The organism is Mesorhizobium sp. M0185 (genome assembly GCF_040322175.1).
Lineage (GTDB): Bacteria > Pseudomonadota > Alphaproteobacteria > Rhizobiales > Rhizobiaceae > Mesorhizobium.
Genome location: NZ_JAMYSY010000059.1, coordinates 1 through 22,795 on the forward strand (window position 1 = coordinate 1; position 22,795 = coordinate 22,795).

18 protein-coding genes and 1 tRNA gene are annotated in these 22,795 nt (G+C 62.3%); 6 read left to right on the forward strand and 13 right to left on the reverse strand.

Going from position 1 to position 22,795, the window contains the following annotated elements; genetic code table 11:
* The 4 genes from NKJ20_RS29680 to NKJ20_RS29695 all read right to left on the reverse strand — a co-directional run.
* Positions 1-475 (reverse strand): NAD(P)/FAD-dependent oxidoreductase (locus tag NKJ20_RS29680; protein WP_352748930.1); only part of this gene is annotated, 475 nt, incomplete at its 3' end.
* A gap of 30 nt (positions 476-505) precedes the next feature.
* On the reverse strand, positions 506-2,092 hold the full coding sequence (locus NKJ20_RS29685; protein ID WP_352450229.1) for an ATP-binding protein: 1,587 nt from the start codon (positions 2,090-2,092) through the stop codon (positions 506-508).
* Positions 2,080-2,772, reverse strand: coding sequence for a response regulator transcription factor (locus tag NKJ20_RS29690; protein WP_352450230.1), 693 nt, complete (start codon positions 2,770-2,772; stop codon positions 2,080-2,082). The genes NKJ20_RS29685 and NKJ20_RS29690 overlap by 13 nt, the downstream gene beginning before the upstream one ends.
* A gap of 4 nt (positions 2,773-2,776) precedes the next feature.
* Positions 2,777-4,321: a DUF4153 domain-containing protein gene (locus tag NKJ20_RS29695; RefSeq protein WP_352458328.1), complete on the reverse strand. Its 1,545-nt coding sequence runs from the start codon at positions 4,319-4,321 to the stop codon at positions 2,777-2,779.
* A 278-nt stretch (positions 4,322-4,599) separates the two neighbouring features.
* Between NKJ20_RS29695 and NKJ20_RS29700 the strand changes: the two genes are divergently transcribed.
* Together NKJ20_RS29700 and NKJ20_RS29705 are read left to right on the forward strand one after the other, a co-directional pair.
* Positions 4,600-5,481, forward strand: coding sequence for an HpcH/HpaI aldolase/citrate lyase family protein (locus NKJ20_RS29700; RefSeq protein WP_352748933.1), 882 nt, complete (start codon positions 4,600-4,602; stop codon positions 5,479-5,481).
* 27 nt (positions 5,482-5,508) lie between these two features.
* Entirely contained in the window at positions 5,509-5,715 is a 207-nt protein-coding gene (locus NKJ20_RS29705) for a DUF1737 domain-containing protein (RefSeq protein ID WP_352748935.1), read from the forward strand.
* 289 nt (positions 5,716-6,004) lie between these two features.
* Here the strand turns inward: NKJ20_RS29705 and NKJ20_RS29710 are convergent, their stop codons facing one another.
* The gene (locus tag NKJ20_RS29710) at positions 6,005-6,427 is read right to left on the reverse strand and encodes a metallopeptidase family protein (RefSeq protein WP_352748938.1); all 423 of its coding nucleotides are present in this window, start codon (positions 6,425-6,427) and stop codon (positions 6,005-6,007) included.
* A 524-nt stretch (positions 6,428-6,951) separates the two neighbouring features.
* On the opposite strand from NKJ20_RS29710, the gene NKJ20_RS29715 reads away from it, so the two are divergent.
* The 3 genes from NKJ20_RS29715 to NKJ20_RS29725 are packed head-to-tail and all read left to right on the forward strand — an operon-like array spanning position 6,952 to position 12,750.
* Positions 6,952-8,034: an ImuA family protein gene (locus NKJ20_RS29715; RefSeq protein WP_352748941.1), complete on the forward strand. Its 1,083-nt coding sequence runs from the start codon at positions 6,952-6,954 to the stop codon at positions 8,032-8,034.
* On the forward strand, positions 7,967-9,445 hold the full coding sequence (locus NKJ20_RS29720; RefSeq protein WP_352748944.1) for a DUF6504 family protein: 1,479 nt from the start codon (positions 7,967-7,969) through the stop codon (positions 9,443-9,445). The genes NKJ20_RS29715 and NKJ20_RS29720 overlap by 68 nt, the downstream gene beginning before the upstream one ends.
* Complete coding sequence (locus NKJ20_RS29725) at positions 9,442-12,750, forward strand: error-prone DNA polymerase (RefSeq protein WP_352748947.1); 3,309 nt, start codon at positions 9,442-9,444, stop codon at positions 12,748-12,750. Before NKJ20_RS29720 ends, NKJ20_RS29725 begins: the two co-directional genes overlap by 4 nt.
* A gap of 42 nt (positions 12,751-12,792) precedes the next feature.
* Here the strand turns inward: NKJ20_RS29725 and NKJ20_RS29730 are convergent, their stop codons facing one another.
* The 4 genes from NKJ20_RS29730 to NKJ20_RS29745 all read right to left on the reverse strand — a co-directional run bounded on the left by NKJ20_RS29730 (position 12,793) and on the right by NKJ20_RS29745 (position 15,526).
* Entirely contained in the window at positions 12,793-13,032 is a 240-nt protein-coding gene (locus tag NKJ20_RS29730; RefSeq protein ID WP_023675986.1) for a Trm112 family protein, read from the reverse strand.
* An 83-nt stretch (positions 13,033-13,115) separates the two neighbouring features.
* Positions 13,116-13,787, reverse strand: a complete 672-nt coding sequence (locus NKJ20_RS29735; RefSeq protein ID WP_352748949.1) for an LON peptidase substrate-binding domain-containing protein — start codon at positions 13,785-13,787, stop codon at positions 13,116-13,118.
* Positions 13,788-13,950: 163 nt separating this feature from the next.
* Positions 13,951-14,943 (reverse strand): thioredoxin, encoded by a 993-nt coding sequence (gene trxA / locus NKJ20_RS29740; protein WP_352450239.1) that lies wholly within the window; start codon positions 14,941-14,943, stop codon positions 13,951-13,953.
* An 85-nt stretch (positions 14,944-15,028) separates the two neighbouring features.
* On the reverse strand, positions 15,029-15,526 hold the full coding sequence (locus NKJ20_RS29745) for a prolyl-tRNA synthetase associated domain-containing protein (RefSeq protein ID WP_352458336.1): 498 nt from the start codon (positions 15,524-15,526) through the stop codon (positions 15,029-15,031).
* A 230-nt stretch (positions 15,527-15,756) separates the two neighbouring features.
* On the opposite strand from NKJ20_RS29745, the gene NKJ20_RS29750 reads away from it, so the two are divergent.
* Positions 15,757-15,831: transfer RNA gene (locus tag NKJ20_RS29750), tRNA-Gly, on the forward strand.
* 131 nt (positions 15,832-15,962) lie between these two features.
* On the opposite strand, the gene NKJ20_RS29755 is transcribed toward NKJ20_RS29750, so the two are convergent.
* From NKJ20_RS29755 to NKJ20_RS29770, 4 genes are all read right to left on the reverse strand, one after another.
* Positions 15,963-18,188, reverse strand: coding sequence for a mechanosensitive ion channel family protein (locus NKJ20_RS29755; RefSeq protein WP_352458337.1), 2,226 nt, complete (start codon positions 18,186-18,188; stop codon positions 15,963-15,965).
* 439 nt (positions 18,189-18,627) lie between these two features.
* Positions 18,628-19,698: an adenylate/guanylate cyclase domain-containing protein gene (locus NKJ20_RS29760; protein WP_352458338.1), complete on the reverse strand. Its 1,071-nt coding sequence runs from the start codon at positions 19,696-19,698 to the stop codon at positions 18,628-18,630.
* 3 nt (positions 19,699-19,701) lie between these two features.
* Positions 19,702-20,193, reverse strand: coding sequence for a Rab family GTPase (locus tag NKJ20_RS29765; protein ID WP_254818889.1), 492 nt, complete (start codon positions 20,191-20,193; stop codon positions 19,702-19,704).
* Positions 20,194-20,208: 15 nt separating this feature from the next.
* Entirely contained in the window at positions 20,209-22,779 is a 2,571-nt protein-coding gene (locus NKJ20_RS29770; RefSeq protein ID WP_352748952.1) for an OmpA family protein, read from the reverse strand.
* Positions 22,780-22,795 lie beyond the last annotated feature (16 nt).

A 22,795-nucleotide genomic window follows, 5' to 3' on the forward strand; every position in this document is an offset into this window, starting at 1 on the left:
ACAGCATCAGCATCGCATGCGCGTCGAACCAGCCTTCGCCGCTGCGGCCATAGGCGCCGGCGGAAATGCCCTCGACCGACAGCCACGGAAAGCGGCGGACGAGCGCCTCGGCATCCTCGAGCACGATGTCGGCGCCCTCGGCCATCTGCGCCTCGTGGTTGGCCCGCAGGAACGGCAGCCCGTTCTCGCCGGCAAGGATGAGGTAGCCGCCTTCGCGAAAGCCGATATCGGCGTCCGCGCCAAACTCTTCCCTGAGCCGCCGGAACAGTTTCAGCGTGAATTGCGACAGCCGGATGTTTTCCGGGATCGAGAACTGCTGGCGGATGGAGGCGCAGGACAGCGTGGTCGCGGCGCGGGAAAATTGCGGGTCGCGCTCGACAAGCGCGATCGAGCCCGAAAACCCTTCCTCGCGCAGATAATAGGCGACCGAGGAGCCGACGATGGCTCCGCCGATGATGACGATGTCGTAATGCACCTTTTGGCCCTTCCGATCTGAACCGCCGAGTCACGCCGCCGGCAGGATGATCTCGAAGCGCGTGCCGCTCGCCGAGTCAACCAGCCGGATCGTGCCATCATGCGCTTTCAGGAGGGCCAGCACGATGCCGAGGCCCATGCCGGTGCCGCCGGAATCGCGGCGCGTGGTGAAGAACGGCTCGAAGATGCGGCCTCGGTTGCTGGGCGAGATGCCGGCGCCGTCGTCAGCGACCACGATGGTGGCCTTGCCGTCTGCTTTTGCGGCTGTGACCGATACCAGCGTCGTGCCGTGCCGCGCCGAATTGTCGATGAGATTGGCCAGCACGATCGCCGCGTTTTCGGCCGATATGCGCAGCCCGATCTCGGTGCCCGCCTCGACGCGCACCGCCAGCCTGTCGTCGGCCGGCAGCAGCGCCAGCGCAGCAGTGAGCGACGTGCTTTCGCCGCTGGGCTCGAGATTTTCGGCGCGCGCCAGGTCGAGCAGGCGGCGCACCAGAAGATTGAGCCGGCCGGCATCGGTGACGATATTGTCCGAAAACCGCCGCCGCTCGGCCTCGTCCATCGCGCTGCCTGAATCGCGCAGCAGTTCGGCGGCCCCCTGGATCGCCGTCAGCGGCGATTTGAGCTCGTGCGAGACGTGGGTGGCAAAGGTCTGGATGCCGTCGGAGCGTGCGTGCAGCTTTTCGGCCATGTCGAGGAAAGCAGCAGAGAGTTCACCCATTTCGCGCGTGCCGTGGTGATCGAGCGGCCTGATCGCCGCGCGGTCGCCGGCGGCGATGCGTTTCGTGCGTTCCATCAGCGCATAGATCGGACGGCTGACGGCGCGCAGGAAGACCAGCCCGATCAGCAGCGCGCCGCCGAGGATGGCGATTGCCGCCAGCGCCACCTTGCCGCGCTCGCCATAGAGATGCTTGACGATGTTGTTCGGCGTCCGCGACAGATAGACGACGCCGGCGACCTTGCCGGAGACCGCAACCGGCATGGCGACAAAGACGCGAACCTTGGTGCCGCGGCTGACCGAATAGAGCGGCGGCGACGGCTGGTCGGGAACCCGCAGCCTGAGCGCGCTGGCGTAGCGGCCGGCAAGCGCTGCGCGAACCTCTTCGACAGCCGCGAGCGACAGGCCGGCCTCCTCACGGCCGGCGATGACCACGCCTCTGGGATCGAGCAGCCGGAAGCCGGCGAGCGTGGTCTTCTGCGTCTCGGCAAGAATGCCCGACAGGCGTGCGCCGATTGAAGCGAAGGCGGGATCGGCGCTGGCCGCGGTGGCCGCGGGCCGGGTCGGCAGGATCCCGTCGGACGCAAGATCGAGGCCCGGTTCGATCGGCTGGTAGGGAGAGGCCCGATCGCTGGTGTTGGGTGAAGGCACGGGTGCGCCTAGCTTTTCCGGGGCAATGCCGGCCTCGCGAACCTCTTGCGCATAGATCGCGCCAAGGGCGGCGCCTTGGGCGATCAGCTCGGCCTCGGTCTGCCGGATCAGCTGGTTCTCGTAGAGCCGGAAGAAAAACAGGCCGGCCAGCGGCAGCGCCATCACCATGATCAGGATGGCGATGACGACCGTGGCGAGGCGAGGCCGCCATTTGCTGCCAATCAGTCCTTGGGCGCTCACGCGCCGCATCCGCCCAGCCGAAAACCGACGCCGTGCACGGTCTCGATCGCATCGACGCAGCCGACGGCCGCTAGCTTGGCGCGGATATTGCGGATATGGCTGTCGACGGTGCGGTCTGCGACATGGATATTGGCCGCATAGGCGTTGGCCATCACCATGTCGCGGCCAAGCACATACGCCGGCCGCGCCAAAAAGCCTTTCAGGATCGCGAATTCGATCGACGTCAGCGCCAGCGGCTTGCCGTCGAAGCTGGCTGTATGGCTTGCCGGAACCAGCAACAGTCTGCCATGCGAGAATTGCCGGTCGTCGGCTGGTTCCGGCGTGGGCCGCGCGCGGCGCAGAATGACGTTGACGCGGGCGACCAGCTCGCGCGGGCTGAACGGCTTGGTGACATAATCATCGCCGCCCATCTCCAGCCCGAGGACGCGGTCGATCTCTTCATCCCGCGCGGACAGGAACAGCACCGGCAGGTCGGATGTGTGGCGCAGCCGCCGGCACACTTCCAGCCCGTCCATTTCCGGCATGCCGATGTCGAGCACGACGAGATCGGGCGCATGGCGCTCTATCGCCTGCAAGGCAGCCGCGCCGTCCGGCACCGCCAGCGTTTTCATGCCGGCCTTTTCCAGCGCGAAGCAGATGATTTCGCGAATGTGCGGGTCGTCGTCGGCGACCAGTATGTGGTGCGGCATCAAATCAGCGGCCCGGCATGAAGGGTTCGGACATCGGAGGAACCACGAACGGGCCACGCCTGTCGAGGGCGCGGTTGAGCCGCCAGTCACGAAAGCTCCAGCCCCGCCAGTTTTCCTGGCCGGCGCGGAAGCGTGCTTCGTCCTGTGCATACCAGCCGGCGAGTTCGCGGATGGAGGCATCCTCCGCGGAAACCGTCCTGCTCTGGTGCTGGACGAAGCGATCGACCGCCGGCAAGGCGCCGGGCCCGAGCGAGCGCAGGTACCAGACGTCGAGCTGGGTGCCTTGGCCGGTCATTTCGAAGCAATGGTCGACATTGTAGTTGGCGATCAGCGCGGCAAAGTTGATGAACGAGCAGGCATAGAGCGTCGCCGATAGCGTCAGAAGATTGGCGGAAAGCAGCCATTCGTTGGACTTTTCGCGCGCGATGCGGGCCATGATCAGGACAAGGCCCGCCGCCACCAGCCCCATCCAGACGAACGCAGCGACACGCCAATAGGTCAGCGCATAGATACCGATATAGAGATCGAGCCGCAGGATCGACGAGATCACCAGGAGGATGTTCTGCGCCACCCAGGCATAAACCAGCCGGCGGATGAGCGGATCGCCGGAGGTCGCACTTCCCGGCCGCAGCGCCGCCAGCACGAAGCCGGCGGCCAGCAGCGCCGTGACGATCAGCGGATAGGCGCCGCGATGCGCGTAGGCGGCATAGGTCAGCCCGTCGGGAAGCGCGATGCCGCCCCACAGATAGGTGGCGTCGAGTGCGCTCTGCACCGCGAACAGGATGTTGAAGACGACGAGCGCGCGGAGGATAGCGGCCTTGCCGAAGACGATGTCCTCGATGGTGGTCCTGGTGGCCGGCGTCGCCGGTGCGCTGGCTGGCGACACCCTGCGGCGGCGGAGAAAGCGCGGCAGGCGCGGCCGCAGAAAGGCCCAGACGCAGGCAAGCACGAACAGCCAGAAGGCGAGACGTGGCAGCTGGACGAGTTCGAGCAGTGCCATCAGGTCGATCAGCGAGAACCAATATTCGATGACCGGATTGGCGGCGCCGAACAGCGCGAGGAACACTGCGCCGAGGCCCAGCGGCATGACCCAGACGGCGATCGCCGCAAGGCGCACGCGCCGCCGGCCAAGCCGCCGCGCCGCCCTGCGCCAGCGGAAGAAATCAAGGACGAGCCGAAATGGCGTTGCAAGCAGGAACAGCGAGAGTTGGCCGGCAATACGGGCAAGGCCGCGCCGCAACCGTCCGACCAGTGAAAGCGCGAAGATGGCCGTCGCCGCCAGCGCGATCGAGACGGACAGTGCGCTGACATTTTCCACAAGCGGCAGCAGCGCCATAAACAGCGCAACCGGCTTGAACCAGAACCTGCCGTCGTTGAAGGCGCCGAGAGGATGGACAGCCATGCTCGCTGCGGCAATCGCAACGCCGAACAGGAAAAGCGTGATGCCCGCCGGTTGGCCATAGAAGAAAAAATCGGCCAGCGCGGCGAGCAGGACGGCAACGCCGAAGCGGTTGCAATAGCTCGGCGCCGCCGAGAGGAATACTATCATGATCGGGCTTTCTCGGCGGCTTTGATGCGGCCGGTGGGCGGGGATTTCCGGACGAAAGGGAGGAGGTTTACCGAAGTCCGGGGCGGATCGACGAGCCACCAGCTTTCGCGGCGAAGCCGGTACGGCAGGGACCAACGGGAGTTCGTTTGCTCTTGCATGCCGCCCTTGTCGCATCCGGTCGGGTGGCAAGCGGGGCGGAGACGAGGAGATTTTCCGAAATTGCGTGCAGTTTTTATGCACGGCTTGCCTCGGCCGGCTGCAGACGGCATAGATCGGAGATGACCAGCGAAAGCTACCGCCCGCGCCGCTCGGTGCTTTACGTCCCGGCTTCGAACGACAAGGCGCTGGCCAAGATCCAATCGCTGGCCTGCGATACCGTCGTCATCGATCTCGAGGACGCCGTCGCCCCGGCCGACAAGTCTTCCGCGCGCGAAAAACTGGCGGCGATTTTCGCCGGCCGTTCCAACCGGCGCTGCGAGATGGTGGTGCGCATCAATGCGCTGTCGAGCGAATGGGGCGGCGCCGACCTGCTGGCCGCGGCAAAATGCACGCCCGACGCCATCCTGCTGCCCAAGGTCGACACGCCGCGCGACATTCTCGAGGCCGGCGACGTGCTCGACGACAATTTTATCGCCGACGAAGTCAAGCTGTGGGCGATGATCGAGACGCCCAAGGCGCTGCTCAATATCGGGCCGATTGCCGAGCTGGGCCGCGATCCGGCCTCTCGACTGGCTTGTTTCGTTGCCGGAACGAACGACCTGGTCAAGGACACCGGAATTCTCGCCACGCCCGATCGGCGCTATCTCGTTCCATGGCTGATGCAAATGGTGCTCGCCGCGCGTGCCGGCGGCCTCGACCTGCTCGATGGCGTCTTCAATGATTTTCGCGATATGGACGGGTTTGCGCGCGAGTGCACGGAAGCGGCCGCCATGGGTTTTGACGGCAAGTCGCTGATCCATCCGGCCCAGATCGAAGCCGCGAACCGCGCCTTTGCACCGTCGCCCGAAGCAATAGCCGAGGCGCGCGCGGTCAAGGATGCCTTCGCGCTCGCCGAAAATACCGGTAGGGCGGTAGTTGCGCTGAACGGCAAGATGGTCGAGCGACTGCATCTGGCGCAGGCCGAAAAACTGCTGGCGAAGGCCGCCGCTGTTCGCGCATGACTAACGTAACTGCGACGGGATTGAAGAATGAAACTCTACCGCTTTCTGTCCGGCCCGGACGATGCCAGCTTCTGCCACAAGGTGACGGCGGCGTTGAACAAGGGCTGGCACCTGTTCGGCTCGCCGACCTATGCCTATGACCAGGAAGCCAAGACCATGCGCTGCGGCCAGGCCGTGGTGAAGGACATCGAGGGCCAGGAATACGTCCCCGACACCAAGCTCAGCGACTGGTAGGGAGGTTCGCTGAAGCGCTCGTCCTTCGTCATCCTAGGGCGTAGCAGTCGCGAAGCGACGTCGCGGAGTACCCTAGGATCCATGCCGTTACCTCTGCCGAAGGGCACGGCGGATCAGGATTAGTGTGAGCTACCACCGATCGGGATAGCCCCGTTACCCAGAACGGGATGATGAGCGGTCGGTTCTGCGCCGCCGGCGCACTGCATCACTATCACGGCATGGATCCTGGGGTCTGCGCCGCGTCGCTTCGCTCCTTGCTCCGCCCCAGGATGACGAGGAGCGGGGTCGCTCACTCTGCTGCTTCCTCGATCTTCTCCATGTCGTCGTCCGACAGGCCGAAATGGTGGCCGATCTCGTGGATCAGCACGTGGGTGACGATGTCGCCCAGCGTTTCCTCGTTCTCGGCCCAATAGTCGAGGATGGCGCGGCGGTAGAGCGTGACGCGGTTCGGCCCCTCGCCGGTCTGCGGATTCCAGCGCTCGGCGATGCCGCGTCCCTCGAACAGGCCGAGCAGGTCGAACGGCGTTTCCAGCGACAGGTCGTCCATGATCTCGTCGGTCGGGAATTCGGCGATCTGGATGACGATCTCGCCGGTCAGCTTGCGAAACTCCTCCGGCAGATGGGCATAGGCCTCCAGCGCCAGGAGCTCGATTTCCTCCATCGTTGGCGAAAGCTGGTCGTGCCAGATGCGTGTTTGGTAGATGCGAGCCATGCGTTATCCCTTTGATCCCGGCATATAGGCTTTCGGGTCGGACTCGGCAAATGACGCCGCAGATTCAAGGGCGCAATCTGTCATCCGCTCTGGTCTAGGGATGGCCTTTGCGGGATGATGGACGTCGCCATACCCGAAGCCGAACCTCCATCGTTCTGTCAGAGTCGAGTGTTCAAATGCCATTCAGCAACCAATTCGTCAGAAGCGCTGCAATTTGTGGAGGGTTTGGCGCACTGCTTCTTTTGGTGCTGGTGGTCTTGACCAGTTATCTCGGCAGGAATTCCGAGTTGGTCAGCCTGCTTCGGATGCTTGTCGGCGCCATCATAGGCGTCATGATCGTCTGGCTGGTTTTAGGGATGGCCCGGAAGCGGCCGGGTCGATAACTCACGGGAAGTTCCTGTTTCGTGAACGGCCCGCTAAAATCGGGCAGGAATAAATTCCCCATGACTCCGCTTGACTCTTCATCCTCCCTCTGGAATCTATAAGAACATAACAGGAACAATTGTGAGTGGAAGCTGACCGTCATGGCGACAAGCGCCGTGGCGCGGGAGACTGTTTTTGTCCTGCGCCGCCAGATCGCGAAGATCGAAGGGACCTTGCCCGAGCGCCTGGAGGCGCCGGCCAGTTCGTCGTTTGACGCGGATGTCCCTCGTCAGAGTCTGACACCCTCTCGGCATCCGACACCCGCTCGGAATCTGACCATTGTCCGGCGCGGCCTTGCCGTGGCGCCGCCCGATGCGTTTTTGCGCACCGGCGCCGAGCGCCTCGATGCTGCGCTGAGCGGCGGCCTGCCGAAGGCGGCGGTGAGCGAGTTTCATGGCGCCGCGACCCGCGATGCCGGGGCCGTTGCCGGTTTTGCCTTGTCGCTCGTCAGCCTGATCCTAAGCCAGGGGCCGCGATTGCCGGTGCTGTGGATCGGCACATCAGAGGTTTTCCGCGAGGCCGGCTTTCCCTATGCCAGGGGGCTTCACGCCTTCTTCGGCATCGAGCCGGAGCAATTGCTGTTTTCCGAGGCGCCAAGGCTGCTCGATGCGCTGTGGATCGCCGAGGAGGCTGCCCGGATGACGGCGCTGGCCGCCGTCATCCTCGAAATCCGCGGCAGCCCGCAGCGGCTTGACCTCACCGCGACGCGGCGGCTGCACGCCCGCGCGCAGAGTGCGGGCCGGCCGCTGTTCCTGCTGCGCCAGGCCGGCGAGCCCGAACCGACGGCAGCGCCCGTCCGCCTCATCCTGTCGGCGGCACCGGCGGCAACGCGTAAGACGCTTGCCGGGCCGCTCGCCGGCTCGATCGGCCGACCCGCCTTCACCGTCGCCATCGGCAAGAGCCGCACGGCCTTGCCCGGAAAATTCACACTGGAGTGGAACCCCGATGAACGCATATTCGAAGAAAGACGGGGCGAGCAAGGAAGGTCTCAGGAATGGACCCCAGAACGGCCAAAGAATCCTATCCCTGTGGTTTCCGCATCTCGCCGCCGAGAGGATCCTGCGGCAGCGTCTGGGGCGGTCCTGGCGTTCCCGGCCGTCGGATCACCTGCCGCTGGTGATCAGTCACCGCGACCGGAATGCCCAGCGCATCGCCGCCCTCGACGAGCGGGCCGAGGCGCTTAATCTGAAGCGCGGCATGGGCATAGCCGACGCACGCGCCATGCATCCCTCGATCGACATCGTGGAGGCCGATCCGGAGGCCGACCGGCGCCTGCTCGAAGGCCTCGCCGACTGGTGCGACCGCTATACCCCGCTGGTGGCGCTTGACGGGACCGACGGCCTCTATCTCGACGTCACCGGCTGCACCCATCTTTTCGGCGGCGAACGCTCGATGCTGGACGATATCCTGTCGCGTTTTTTCCATCAGGGCTTCGATGTCCGCGCCGGGCTTGCCGCCACGCCTGGTGCTGCCTGGGCGGCGGCGCGGTTTGCTGGCGACCGCATCGTGCCCGATGGTGAGGAGGAAGCGCTTCTCGCGCCCTTGCCGCTGGCGGCGCTGCGCATCGACCCGGAGGTACGCGCCAGCCTCGAAAGCGTCGGCCTGCGCACGGCGGGCGCCGTCATGGCGGCACCGCGCGCGCCGCTGGCCCGCCGCTTCGGCGCATCGCTGCTCTTGCGCCTCGACCAGGCGCTTGGCCGCCTCGAGGAGGCCGTGTCGCCGCGCCTGCCGGTGGCACCGCTTTCGGTCGAGCGTCACCTTGCCGAGCCGATCATGCTGACCGAGGACATCGAGCGGCTGACCGGCATGCTGGCGACCACCTTGAAGAGCGACCTCGAGCGTCGCGGCGAGGGCGCAAGGCGGCTGGCGCTGCTGCTTTTCCGCGTCGATGGCGGCGTCAGCCGCATCGCCGTCGGCACCTCGCGGCCTCTGCGCGAGCCGCGGCTGATCCAGAAATTGTTCCATGAAAGGCTTGCCGCGCTCGAACAGGATATCGACGCCGGCTATGGCTTCGATCTCGTGCGCCTTTCGGTGCTGACCGCCGCCGCCTTCGACATGCAGCAGGCCGACCTTGCCGGCGAGACGAGCGACGACGGTGCCGATATCGCGCTTTTTGCCGACCGCATTCGCGCCCGGCTCGGCGAAGGCGCGGTCTTGAAGCCGGTCGCCGTCGAGAGCCATTTGCCGGAGCGCGCCGTCGCCACCCTTCCCTTCACGGAGGCGCCGCAGAGAAGCTCGCCGCCGAAGCAGCCGGACAAGGCGAAGGACGCTCCCACGACCGTCTTCCAGCCGGAACGGCCGATCCGGCTTTTCCGTTCGCCCGAGCCGATCGAGGTGCCGGCCACCGAAATGCCGGAAGGCCCGCCTTTGAACTTCCGCTGGCGGCGCGCGCTCTATCGGGTCGCGCGCGCCGAAGGGCCGGAGCGCATCGCGCCGGAATGGTGGCGAGGGGCGGCGGGACGAGAAGATGCCCCGACCCGGGATTATTTCCGCATCGAGGATGCCGACGGCCGCCGTTACTGGCTCTATCGCCAGGGGCTTTACGGCGCCTCGCAGCCCTCGCCGCGCTGGTTCATGCATGGGATCTTCGCATGAATGCGCTGACGGCCAACCCCTATGCCGAATTCGGCATCCAGTCGAACTTCTCGTTTCTGCGCGGTGCCTCGAAACCGGAGGAGCTGGTGGTCGCGGCAAAATTCCTGGGGTTTTCGGGGATCGGTCTCGCCGACCGCAACACGGTGGCGGGCGTGGTGCGCGCCTGGCAGCAGGCCAAGGTGGAGGGTGTTTCCTATCATCCCGGCTGCCGCCTGGTTTTTTGCGACGGCACGCCGGACATCCTCGCCTACCCGCAGGATCGCAAGGGTTGGGGTCATCTCTGCCGCATGCTGACGCAGGCCAATCTGCGTGACGAGAACGAAAAAGGGGCGACGCTCCTCAAACAGAGCGATCTTCTCGAATGGGGCGATCTCCTGTCGCTCGCCATACTGCCAGATGTGTCGGCGGACGCGGAAACCAGCCTCGCACTCCTTAGCCGGCTCAGGGATCGTTTCGGTGAAAACCTGCGGCTTGCGGTTTCGCCGGATTACCGCGGCAACGACCGCTTCCGTATCGAGCAGGCGGCGGCGATGGCGGATCTGGCCGGCATCCCGTTGATGGCGACCAACGATGTTCTCTACCATACGTCGGAACGGCGCCCGCTGCAGGACGTGCTGACGGCGATCCGCCTCAATGTGCCCGTCGCCGAGGTGGGGCTGGAGCTGGCGGCCAATGCCGAGCGTCACTTAAAGCCGCCGCTGGAGATGGCACGGCTTTTCCGCAGGCATCCGCAAGCGCTGGCGGAAACGCTGCGTTTTGCCGGCGAGCTGACCTTCTCGCTCAGTGACCTGCAATACAACTATCCCGACGAGCCGACGGAATCGGGTCTTGGGCCGCAGGCCGAACTGGAAAGGCTGGCCAAGGAGGGAGCCGCCATCCGCTACCCCTCGGGCGTGCCCGCTTTTGTGACGCAGCGCATCGAGGAGGAGCTCGCTCTGATCGAGCGTCTGAACTACGCGCGCTATTTCCTGACTGTCCACGACATCGTCAAATTCGCCCGCAGCCAGAACATTCTCTGCCAGGGGCGCGGCTCTGCCGCCAACTCGATCGTCTGCTTCTGCATTGGCATCACCGAAGTCGGCCCGGACAAGATCGAAACGCTTTTCGAGCGCTTCATTTCCGAGGAAAGAAACGAGCCGCCCGACATCGACGTCGATTTCGAGCATGAAAAGCGCGAGGAGGTCATCCAGTACATCTATTCCAAATACAGCACCAAGCGCACCGCGCTGGCCGCCGCCGTCGTCAGCTACCGGGGCCGCTCGGCGATGCGGGAAGTGGCCAAGGCGATGGGCCTGTCGGACGACGTTCGGGGCGCGCTGTCCAGTTCGATCTGGGGCTGGTCGACCTCGGAGCTCGGCGAAAAGGAGACAAAGGCCGGCGGCCTCGATCGGACCGATCCATCGACAAGGCATGTGATCGAATGCGCCAACGAGATCATGGGCTTTCCCCGTCATTTGTCGCAGCATGTCGGCGGTTTTGTCATCACCCGGGACCGGCTCGACGAGATCGTGCCCATCGTCAAGACGGCGATGGACGAGCGCAAGATGGTCGAGTGGGACAAGGACGATCTCGACGCGGTGAAAATCCTTAAAGTGGACGTGCTGGCGCTCGGCATGCTGACCTGCCTGCAGCGCGCCTTCACCCTGCTCCAGGATCATTATCCGCAGGCGCGGGACGCGTACGGCCTGCCCTATGTGCTGGCCACTCTGCCTGCCGAGGACAGGCATGTCTACGACATGATCTGCCGTGCCGACACGATCGGCGTCTTCCAGATCGAATCGCGCGCGCAAATGTCGATGCTGCCGCGGCTGCGGCCGAAAAGCTTTTACGACCTCGTCATCGAGGTGGCGATCGTGCGGCCCGGCCCGATCCAAGGCGACATGGTCCACCCTTATCTGCGCCGCCGGCAAGGCAAGGAAAAACCCGAATATCCCAAGCCGGAACTGGAAAAAATACTCGGCAGGACGCTGGGCGTGCCGCTGTTCCAGGAGCAGGCGATGAAGATCGCCATCGTTGCTGGCGGCTTCAGGCCGGGCGAGGCCGATGAACTGCGCCGCGCCATGGCGACATTCAAGCGCACCGGCACGATCGGCAATTACCGCAAGAGAATGGTCGACGGCATGGTCGCCAAGGGCTACGAAAAAGACTTCGCCGAGCGCTGCTTCAAGCAGATCGAGGGTTTTGGCGAATACGGCTTTCCCGAGAGCCACGCCGCCTCCTTCGCCCTGCTGGTCTATGCCTCCTGCTGGTTCAAGACCTTCTATCCCGACCTGTTCTGCGCCGCGATCCTGAATTCCCAGCCGATGGGGTTTTACCAGCCGGCCCAGCTTGTCCGCGACGCGCATGACCACGGCGTCGAGATCCGCGAGGTCGACGTCAATTTTTCCGGCTGGGATTGCGCCTTGGAGAAATCGCCTTTCGATCCGGATCGTATCCTTGACCGCCATGCCCAGATGCGCGGCGTCATCCGGACCAGCCATGCCGTCCGGCTCGGCTTTCGCCAGGTCAAGGGCCTGTCGAAGGAGCGCATGGAAGCGTTTGTGTCGAGGCGCGGCGCCGGCTATGCATCCGTACGCGACGTCTGGCTGCGCTCGGGCCTCAACGTCGACGAGATCGAAAAACTGGCGCAGGCCGACGCTTTCCGGTCGCTTGGATTGAACCGTCGCGACGCTCTATGGGCGGTCCGCGCGCTCGACGGCAAGAGTGCCGCCGAAAAGCTGCCGCTGTTCGACCAGCCGGCGATCCGCTTTCGCGACCTCGAGCCCCAAACCACGCTCCCGACAATGCCGCTCGGCGAGCACGTCGTCCACGACTACCGCTCGCTTGGCCTGTCGCTGAAGGCGCACCCGGTCGCCTTCCTGCGTCAAAGGCTGGATCGTTCCGGCGTCACGCCCAATGCGCGCCTCGGTCAGGTTCGGGACGGCCGGCGTGTCTCGGTCGCCGGCCTCGTGCTGGTGCGGCAGCGGCCGGGCAATGGCAAGGCGATCTTCCTGACGCTGGAAGACGAGAATGCGGTTGCCAATATCATTTTCTGGGAAAGGACCTTCGACCGCTTCCGCCCCATCGTCATGGGCGCGCGCCTCATCCGCGTCACCGGGAAATTGCAGTCGGAATCGGACGTCATCCATATCGTCGCCGAGAAGGTCGAGGATCTGACGCCGTGGCTGTCGGTGCTGCTTGAGCAGGCAAGGCCTGCGGACAGACTGTCGAGCAGTGCAGACGAGGCTCAGCCTGGCAGCATCGCGCAAACGGAACTATTGGGAAAGGCAGAGAAGGTCATGCCCAAAGGGCGCAATTTTCAATAGAGGCGCGAAAGATCGCGACGGAGCGGCTCTGAACCGCAGCACTCAGGGCGTTCCACCCAGGCGCGGCGGCGGTGGCATGGCATCATCTATGGTGATGACACGCGCTTCCGATGGCAGCATGATCGGAATGCCGTCCCGCACCGGATAGGCAAGCTTTGCTACCCGCGAGATAAGCTCGCCGCGCTCCGGATCCCAGGCAAGCGGCCCCTTGGTCAGCGGGCAGGCCAAGAGTTCCAGCAGCTTGGGGTCGACAGTCCTGTTCCCGTCACGTCCATCCGCCATTCGATCCATCCTTTTCACAAGGCAATCGGTTAAGGTTCCGAGCGCGGACTTCCCCTTCTCCCCTTGTGGGAGAAGGCAAGAACCTACTGCAAACTCGACCCGAAATCCTCATTGTCGCGCGCCAGCGCCATTTCGGTGATGGCGATCAGGGTCTCGGCGCGTGTCTTCAGATCGGCCGCTTCGAGCAGCGCCTGTTTCTCGGCCGGCCCGTAGGGCGCCATCATCGACAGTGCGTTGACCAGCATGGCGTTTTCGGCGCGGCTGACGCTTTCCCAGTCGGCCTCCAGATCGTTAGCCTGCAGATAGGCGCGAAACGCTTTGAGCAGCGCCGGCCGGTCGATCTCGGCGTCTGCCTGCTCCTCGTCGAGATCGGCGAGAAAGGGTGCCAACCGGCACTGCCGGAACGGTGTTTTGACCGTGAGCTCCTGGACAATACGGAACCGGCACACGCCCTGCAGCGAAATCAGGTAACGGCCGTCGCCGCTCTCGGACAGCGCAATGATGCGCCCGGCGCAGCCGACATTGCAGAGCGCCGGCTCGCCGTTGGGACGCAGCGCACCGTCAAGGCTGGGCTGGATCATGCCGATCAGCCGCGGCCCGGCGATCGCCTCGTCGACCATCTGCAGATAGCGCGGCTCGAAGATGTTGAGCGGCATGCGGCCTCCCGGCAGCAGCAATGCGCCCTCAAGCGGAAAGATCGGCATGGTCGACGGTAAGTCCGCAGCGAGCCGGTAATGCGCGTTTCCCGCCTGCACCTCAATCCTCCGATCGCTTTGTCAGGAAGCGCACCAAATCCGTCTCCTCCCGGCCGGCACAAGGCGCAACACCGGAAACCTGAAATCGAACGCCGTCCGAAAACCTAATCTGGCGCAGCCGCGGCCCACCGCAAGCCCGCGCGACAAAACAGTCTGCGCCGGCTCAGGAAAACAGCAGCGACGACAGTTTGCGCCGTGCCGACAGCGTTGCTTCGTCGGTTATGCCCCATGCCTCGAAGAGCTGCAGCAACTGGGTTCTGGCGCCGTCGTCGTTCCACGAGCGGTCGGCCTTGATGATCGCCAGCAGATTGTCGGCCGCCGCCATGCGATCACCCTTGGCGTTCTGGATCATGGCAAGCTCGAACCGTGCCTGGTGATCCCCGGGATTTTCGGCCAGCCGCCGTTCCAGTTCCGCCGGATTGCCGAGCACTGCTGCTTGCGCGGCGAGCGCCATCTTGGCCCGCAGCGCGGCGAGCTGGGGCGCATCCTTCTTTGCTTCCGGCGCCCGCGCCAGCACCGCCTCGGCACCTTCGGCATCGCCGGCCTCGAACAGCAGATCGCCCAAGCCAGCGATCGCCTCGATCGTCTCCGGCGCCTGTTCCAGGATGGCATCGTAAATGTCGGCCGCCGTCTGCACGTCCCCGGCGTCGCGCGCTTCGGCGGCCGCGGCCAGCGCCTCGGCAACTTGCGGCGCACCGCCGTTCTTGCCGCCGACCTTCTGGATGAATTGCGTGATCTGGCTCTCGGGAATGGCGCCCATGAAGCCGTCGACCGGCTGGCCGTCCTTGAAGGCAATGACCGCCGGTATCGACTGGATGCCAAGCTGGCCGGCGATCGATGGATGGTCGTCGATATTCATCTTGACCAGCTTGACCTTGCCACCGGCGGCTTTCACCGCCTTCTCCAGCAGCGGCGTCAATTGCTTGCAAGGGCCGCACCACGGCGCCCAGAAATCGACCAGCACCGGCTGGTGACGCGATTCCTGGATCACGTCGGCGGCAAATCCAGCGGTCGTTGTGTCCTTGATGACGTCGGCCGGCGCCTCCGCAAGCGCGACCTTCTCACGCGCGGCATCGGTGCCGCCATATTGCACGGTGGTGGCATACCGGCCGCCATTGCTGCCAAATGGGCCGCCAAAGGGGTTGCTATCACTCATCTCGTCGCCTTTCGGTCGCGCCGCCGGCCAAGGGACGGGCGCAACATCCTTCTTTAGAACCCGGTTTCAGTCACCCATGTGGCGATCATGCCGAGACTTTCAAGATAACAGCATCATGTCCGGTTGCCTCGACGAATTTGACCAGGTCCGCGGCAGCGATGGAAGTCGTCGCTTCGTTGGTCAGCGGGTGGGCATTGACCACCGCATGGCTCATCAGCTCCTCGTCCAAAACGACCTTGACCCTTCGCTCGGTGTCGTTGATCAGCCCGAACACCGTGACCGCGCCCGGGACGACGCCGAGAAGCTCCATCAGCATCTCCGGCCGGCCGAAAGACACGCGCCCCGCAGCGCCGATCAGATGGTGGATCTGCTTGAGATCGACCACCGCCTCCTCGTCGACGCTGACCAGGAAGAAATTGTCCTTCTTGTCCTTGAGGAACAGGTTCTTGGTGTGGCCGCCGGCAATCTCGCCGCGCAGCGCCTGCGAATCGGCGACCGTGAACAGCGGCGGATGCCGCCGCGTCGATACCTCGATCCCGAGTCCGGCAAGAAAGGCGAAAAGTTCGGCTTCGGTCTTCGGCATCGGTCTTTCTTCTGATGGCCCGCTTTCAACGGCTTGTTCGGCTAACGCCGTTTACGGCCAATGATGCGGCCAAGACAAGCCCGTCGCGCAACGCGGGGGTGATTGCCTTGCGACGTCCCGAGGAGCGCTTCTCCGCATTGCCGGCGAAGCAAAAAGCCTGCGAATTCCCTGTTGCAATCGCCGCGCTCTTCAGCCATATAGGCGCGGCTTGCGGCCCAAAAGCCGCGCGAGCGGGTGTAGCTCAGGGGTAGAGCACAACCTTGCCAAGGTTGGGGTCGAGCGTTCGAATCGCTTCACCCGCTCCAGTTTCCTTGAGGGGAACCAAGCGATTAAGAGGCGCCTTTCGGGGCGCCTTTTGCTTACGTGGCGAAAAGAGTGTCCCTGCCATGGCGATGCGCGGAAAGCCGCGCTGTGACCAGCAGGTGTCGCAGCTTTTCTATTCCGTTGTGCTAGCTTTTTTTCTGCGCCGAATAGTGTGCGACTGCGCGACGGCCATTTTCAACTCGGGCGTGATCTCCAACGGTGCATTCTCTGCCCCATGTTGGTTCTGTAGCCCCTGGACCTGGACGGTCGGAAATGGGAGTTCGATGCCCTGCTCCTTGAAGACCTGGCGGAGGCGTACATAGAATTTGCGTTTCATACCGAAGGCGCCTCCCGGCTTGGTTGTGGCCTTGACCCTCAATACGATGCCGTATTCGCCGAACTCCTGTACGCCCTGCATCTTGATCGGGTCGAGCACCCAGTGTTTGAACTCGGGATCTTCCGCCAGTTCGAGGCCGATCCGCTTGATCAGCTTGCGAGCGAAGTCGATATCGGTGTCATAACCAACGGTGATGTTGAATTTGTCGATAACCCAGTCACGGCTCTGGTTCTGGACTGCCCCGAGTTCACCGAAAGGTATCGTGAACAGCGGACCACGATGGTGGCGCAGCTTCACCGAGCGCAGCGAAAAGCTTTCCACAGTACCCTTGTAATTGCCCGATGAAATGTATTCGCCAACACGGAACGCATCATCGAGCAGAAAAAACACGCCTGAAATGACGTCCTTGACAATGGTTTGTGCCCCAAAGCCCACGGCGACGCCGACGACGCCAGCGCCGGCGATCAATGGGCCGATCTGGATACCCAGCGAGGCGAGCATCATAAGCACCGCCATCACGATGATCGATGCGAGCAGAATATTCTGGAGGATCGGCAAGAGCGTGTGCAGCCGTGCCTGCTGCGGATCGAGGATCGGGACGTCCTCGTCGCTGATCACAGGGTGCGGTGTTTCTATGCCCAGCTTTCGTTCGATCAAAGCTTTGATGATCGACCAGCCGAAGTCGGCGGCGAGGGCAATGACCACGACATTGATCAAGCCGCGCAATATGAACGTCGTCGTCGTATCGCTGTCCCGCATGGATTGCATGTCCAGACCCCAGACACGTGCGAGAAGGTAAGCCGCCGCCAGGATGAAAATCATTCGGATTCCGCGATCGATGACAGCGATCGTCACCGCCGGGATCGTGGGCCGGCCGACATCTTCCGAACCTGGCCGCAGAACGAAATTAACCCCGCGCTGCGTCACCACGATTGCCAAAGGCAGGAAGAATGCGGCGAAGGTGAACCAGAAGTATGTATAAAGGCCAGCGATACGCTGCAGGAACAGGACGACGAAATAAGCAGTCAATAGCCATGTCGCTTCCGTGTGACCGATGTGGCGCGCACCGTCTCGCTGCGTTCTTGGCCGACGCCAAATGGCGAGCAGCAGGAGCAACAGCAGCACGAAATCGGCGCCCAGTGACAGGACCATCATTCCGTCCTGATCGATGCCGAGACCTGGCAAGAGGATAAACGCGGCGCCGAAGAAGGCGAAGACGCCGACGATCCGGGGTAGCCAGTAGGACCAATGGTCAGCCGCTTCGTTGGTGATCGGCAAAGCACGAACCTCGACGGCGTTCTCGACGTTCATGAAGGAAGGGACGAGCATGGCCATGACGTACATGCGCACACCCCATGTAACGACTGCCGCCATCAGAAATGTCAGTACAATCTCGCGGATAAGCATCGGCCAGTCGAACAACATGAACGCGCCGGCGCTGCCCAGTGCGAAAGAGACTATCAGCATGCTGGAATAAAGCAGGCGGCCACCAATCTTCTTGGCTCGCCCAACAGGCGTATCCTTCAGTTGCGCGATAATCCAAAGACGAAATGGACGGGTGAGCTTGAATGTTGCCCAAGTGAGTGCCAGGCCGGCAGCTATGAACATTGCAATCAGCACAAATACGCCGGCAGGCCCCTTGCTGGACATATCCTCCATCGTCTCTGCCCGAACGCGCGCGAACTGGCCTGGCAGCAAGGGCAAAGTTCGCACGATTCTTTCGATATGATGCCTGATCCCATCGAGCGTCGAGGATGCCATCGTATTCATCTGGCCTGGTGCGGCCACGGCGCCGGACGATGCGTCGGTCGGCGAAGCCCCTCTCTCGGCGGGCGCTCCCGTTGATCCGGCGTCCTGATTTCGCTGTTCGGCCACCCAGGCCTTCACTGACGGATCGTCGAGAAGCTCGAGCAGCTGTTTGACCCTTTCAGGCGGGACGGTCGCGGGCGCCTGCGCCTGCGCCTGACCAGCCAACAAAAGGGCGATCCCAAAGACGAGCGGCCTGGCAATCAGGGCAAACATCGCAGTCAGGTCTCCGAGACGCCGTGCCGGGCGCGCCAGGTTCCTGGCGCCCAATCGTCGAGTCATGAGTGGCATCGTGCTGTTAACCTTCCGGTCGGATCGGCGAGTAACGACATCTATGTCCGTTGTTGCCCTACCTTGAAGAAACCGATGTTGCGGTGCAAGACGTCATCGTTCCGAGCCAGACCGTTGCGCCGGGTACTTGGCGGTGTTTATTTAGCCGCGGGGGCAGGACATTCCGACCTCGGCCCAGGCCTCCGGCCGTTCTATGAACTGGGCATCGACGTTAAATCTCAGGAACTGATTTCCTGAGTTGACCAGGACAGACCTTTGGCGGTCGCTCGGTGGTCAACTGCTTCGCGCACCGCTGCGGACATTCGAAACCATGATGTTGCTTGAGATGCAATGCGCTTCCGGGTCGGCACTGCCATGCGGCAAATCAGGCCGGGAGCCGCCACATTCGCACACGACCTGTACCACGCAATTCCGTTTCCGCGAGTGGGTCGCAAGCAAAATTTGGTCCAAGCAGTTGATGAGTTGCATCCGAAATACGGATTTCATCGGGCTCCGCGGACGTTTGGATACGTGCGGCAAGATTAACGGTGTCGCCCCATAGGTCATAGGCAAACCGCCTTTTGCCTATGACGCCCGCCACGATTGGTCCTGAGTGAATTCCAATTCTGAGTCTTATCGGTTCTCCTGCGAAGCGTTCGCGCTTAACCGCCTTCCGCAGTTCAAGTGCATAGTGCGCAAGGGCTTCCGCATGATCGGATCGCGCGGCGGGCAGGCCAGCGACCACCATCACACAATCGCCGATTGTCTTGATCTTTTCGCAGCCGTATCGCTCCGAGAGCAGATCCGCCGCCTTGAAGAAGTAATTTAGAATAGCGAGCGTCGTCACGGCTCCGACGCTCCGCGCTCTTTCCGTAAAACCGACGATGTCGGCAAAAAGCACACTCACCTCCGCGTGGTTGTCTGCAATTTGTTCGTGCGCTTTTAGCCGCTCCGCGATCGACGCCGGAAGAATGTTGAGGAGTAGGGCTTCGGCGCGCTGGTATTCACGCGACAATCCCTCTTGGCTCGCCCTCAACGCCTCGTTTGTCGATTGTAATTTCTCGTTGAGTTGACGCTCCCTCTCTTGCAGGAGCGTCATTTCATAAGCCTTCTGTTGAAGCCGCTGCCTATTGTCGCGTTCGGCAGCGGCGTCAAGAAAGAGCAGCCACACGCAGGCATTGTCAGCAAAAAGATGGAGGTCCGCGACACGCCCGCTGGGCAGTTCGACCATGGCCATATCATATGGAAGCTCCGGGCAGGGCAACAAACCTTCCATGAATTCAAGCTGCTCGGCAACAGGCTTACCTATGCGAACTGACGAGAGTCCGTAATGTTTAACGTTACCGCCCTTCGCAGCTATGCAAAGCTGGGCGTCGATTTTCAGATATGCGACCGAGCGCTCGCTGTAGAAGAAATCGTAAATCCAGCTTCTAACTTCTCTTGGCAAGACATGCATGGTTTATTTGCTGACCATCGAAGCAAGTTGACGAAACGCATCATCAACATGTTCACCCGAAAGCGCACTTGTTAGATAGATTTGCCATCCAAGTTGCCTCAGTTCGTCAATTTCACTATCCGATATTGCCCACCGATCGGCCAGATCGGATTTGTTGAACAGCAATACAAACGGCATAGCGCCGAATTCAGCCTCGGCCCGCTCGCGCAACGTGAGCGCCACGGCAAGAGTAGCAGCGCGTGTTCCATCGACGACAAGCACGAGCCCACTCGCACCTCGCACATAGCTGACGCGGAATGAGCCGATATCGTCTTCGCCGGCCAAATCCCACAAAATCAGATCCACGGTTTTGTCCGGGAATGCGACACTCTTCTTGTCGATTTTCACTCCCACCGTGGTCAAGTAGGTTTCTGAAAAGATGCTTTGCACAAACCTGCGAACCAGACTGGTCTTTCCGACAGCGAACCCGCCCAACATGCAGATCTTCTTTTGCAATATCCTGGGCTCCGCCTAGTGGAAGTTTACCGTAACCGAAACTCTGCGGTTGGCGGAGTTCCCGGTTCGGCTATTTTCAATCTCCGCTGGCTCAAAGGTGCCCGCGCCGCGAACCAAGAGCAACTCCGGATCGACGCCGCGCTTCTTGAGAAGCGCACGAACTGTTTCCGCGCGCGCGGCGCTGATCGACAACTTGGCCGTTTCACGGCCCGTCTCGTCCGAATGGCCGGTCAACATGAACTGTGCTGTTACGCCTGCCTTGCGGGCGTCCTTGGCCAATTCCTTCAACTGATTCGCCAATTTGTCGAGAACCGGCAGTTGCTCTGGTCCCGGTACAGCCTTGCCAGAATCGAACAAAATGTCGACCGCTTGAATAGCCTCCCTCAAATGAGTGAGTTGCGGAGGGGTCAACTCACGCAGCTCGGAGATTTCTAGAGAGAGTCCGTCCGCCGACAGCTGTTGGGCGGCGACCCGCGCCCGATCTATCCAGGCGGCAGGAGCTTCACCCTGGGCAACGATGCGATCCTTGATGATCGAAAGCCGTACTGAATCCGGCGGAGTCAGCGACGCCATCAGCCGCTTCACCACGAACTTCGGATCAAGGCTTTGATAGAATTGCCACTGTGAATGAACGCGAGCAGGATCGACCCCTGTTCCGGACAGCAGAGCCTTCGGGTCGGCGGCCTGCGGGTCTCTCAGGCCGGAAATATAGAAATGTCCGCCCCTCGCCGTTTGTTGGCCGATGATGATTCCCGCTTGGGCCTCCAGTCGCGACACATAAGTCTGCCAGTGCTCCGCCGCGCGTGCTTCGGGGCTCACATCACGAACCTTGGAGATGTCGAATTCCGGTCCGCCTGCCGAAAGCTGTCGGGCCGCTGCGCGTGCGCGATCTATCCAGGTGTCGGGAGCCTCACCCTCGGCAACGATGCGATCATTGACGATCGAAAGTCGTACTGAATCCGGCGGAACCAGCGACACCATCAGCCGCTTCAGGACGAACTTCGGATCAAGGCTCTGATAGAATTGCCACTGCGAATGAACGCGGGCGGGATCTACCTCCGTTCCGGACAGCAGAGCCTGCGGGTCGGCGGCAAGCGGGTCTCTCAGGCCGGAAATATAGAAATGTCCGCCCCTCACCGTTTGTTGGGCGACGATGATTCCCGCTTGGGCCTCCAGTCGCGACACATAGGCCTGCCAGCGCTCCGCCGCGCGTGCTTCGGGGCTCACGTCACGAACCTTGGAGATATCGAATTCCGGTCCGCCTGCCGAAAGTTGTTGGGCCGCTGCGCGCGCCCGATCTATCCAGGTGTCGGGAGCCTCCCCCTCGGCAACGATGCGATCATTGACGATCGAAAGTCGTACTGAATCCGGCGGAACCAGCGACGCCGTTAGCCGCTTCAACACGAACTCCGGATCAAGACTCTGATAGAATTGCCACTGCGAATGAACGCGAGCAGGATCGACCTGCGTTCCGGCCAACAGAGCCTGCGGGTCGGCGGCAAGCGGGTCTCTCAGGCCGGCAATATAGAATTGGCCATCGCGCACCTTTTGTTCGGCAACGATGATGCCCGGCTGGGTCCCCAGTCGCGACACATAGGCCTGCCAGCGCTGCCCGGATTGCCAGGAAAGAAAGAACCAACCGCCTGCCGGAATCAAAACCAGCAGGATTGCAGCGACTACCAGCCACGGAAATCCCTGGTTTGATTCCTCCTGCTTCAGTTCAACGCAGGTCTGCAACTGCGTCTCTACGCCGGCCAACTGCGAACTGTCGCCGTCAAACTGCTCTAGAGCCTGTGAGCATTCATCATGGATGCCAAGCAATACATCGCGAATTATTTCATGTAATTCCTCCGGCGGATTTCCCCGGATCACCGCAACCAAGGTCGCAAACGGTCCAACTTCCGACCAGAGACGAAGCTCTCCGAAACGAATAGTGTCCAGGCCACTCTGTTCTTTCTCGTTAAATGAGTCTTTTACAAAATCTTGAATTGCACTAAGCATAGACGAAATGAGTTGAGGATCTTCGCTAGTTGCATTATCGGCAGTTACATGCGCTATCAAAAGCCCGGAATTGCGATTGATGAGAAACACATGTTCCACACGATAGACAAGAGAATGCTTAAGAACAACTTCTGAGAAGCTTGCACCTGTTCTCCAAGCTTCAAATCTCCACTTGAGCCCATGCCAGGTAAATATATGTCTTAAAGTTTCATTCAGCGATTGAAAGGTCTGGTCGATCTTTTCGCCGATCGACTTGCGAATAGCCGGCAGAAACACCGGGTACAATATATCCGTCAGCGTACGCGGGCTCTTCTGGATGGACCGTTGCACGGCCCTCTCGACAGCTGGCGCAAGGGCCTCTCCGAGTTGCGCATGAGGCGCACGTGCGGCTGCACTGGGGAGAACGCTCCCCACTGCAGCCGCAAGCTGCTCGGGTTCGTCGAGCAGGTGCGTAACTCGTGAAAGCTCCGAAATTTCGCGGCCGACCAGCAACTGGCGCAGCGTTTCCATGCGAGGGTCGGCGGTTGGGATTCCGTCGAGACGCGCACGATAGTCCGGATCAACGTTCCGGGCAATTTCGATCAAAAGGCGAGCCAGAGCC

Coding starts and splice junctions, on each gene's coding strand:
- NKJ20_RS29685 (WP_352450229.1), bottom strand. CDS start 2,092: ATGCGGCGCGTGAGCGCCCAAGGACTGATTGGCAGCAAATGGCGGCCT.
- NKJ20_RS29690 (WP_352450230.1), bottom strand. CDS start 2,772: ATGCCGCACCACATACTGGTCGCCGACGACGACCCGCACATTCGCGAA.
- NKJ20_RS29695 (WP_352458328.1), bottom strand. CDS start 4,321: ATGATAGTATTCCTCTCGGCGGCGCCGAGCTATTGCAACCGCTTCGGC.
- NKJ20_RS29700 (WP_352748933.1), top strand. CDS start 4,600: ATGACCAGCGAAAGCTACCGCCCGCGCCGCTCGGTGCTTTACGTCCCG.
- NKJ20_RS29705 (WP_352748935.1), top strand. CDS start 5,509: ATGAAACTCTACCGCTTTCTGTCCGGCCCGGACGATGCCAGCTTCTGC.
- NKJ20_RS29710 (WP_352748938.1), bottom strand. CDS start 6,427: ATGGCTCGCATCTACCAAACACGCATCTGGCACGACCAGCTTTCGCCA.
- NKJ20_RS29715 (WP_352748941.1), top strand. CDS start 6,952: ATGGCGACAAGCGCCGTGGCGCGGGAGACTGTTTTTGTCCTGCGCCGC.
- NKJ20_RS29725 (WP_352748947.1), top strand. CDS start 9,442: ATGAATGCGCTGACGGCCAACCCCTATGCCGAATTCGGCATCCAGTCG.
- NKJ20_RS29730 (WP_023675986.1), bottom strand. CDS start 13,032: ATGGCGGATGGACGTGACGGGAACAGGACTGTCGACCCCAAGCTGCTG.
- trxA (WP_352450239.1), bottom strand. CDS start 14,943: ATGAGTGATAGCAACCCCTTTGGCGGCCCATTTGGCAGCAATGGCGGC.
- NKJ20_RS29745 (WP_352458336.1), bottom strand. CDS start 15,526: ATGCCGAAGACCGAAGCCGAACTTTTCGCCTTTCTTGCCGGACTCGGG.
- NKJ20_RS29755 (WP_352458337.1), bottom strand. CDS start 18,188: ATGTTTGCCCTGATTGCCAGGCCGCTCGTCTTTGGGATCGCCCTTTTG.
- NKJ20_RS29760 (WP_352458338.1), bottom strand. CDS start 19,698: ATGCATGTCTTGCCAAGAGAAGTTAGAAGCTGGATTTACGATTTCTTC.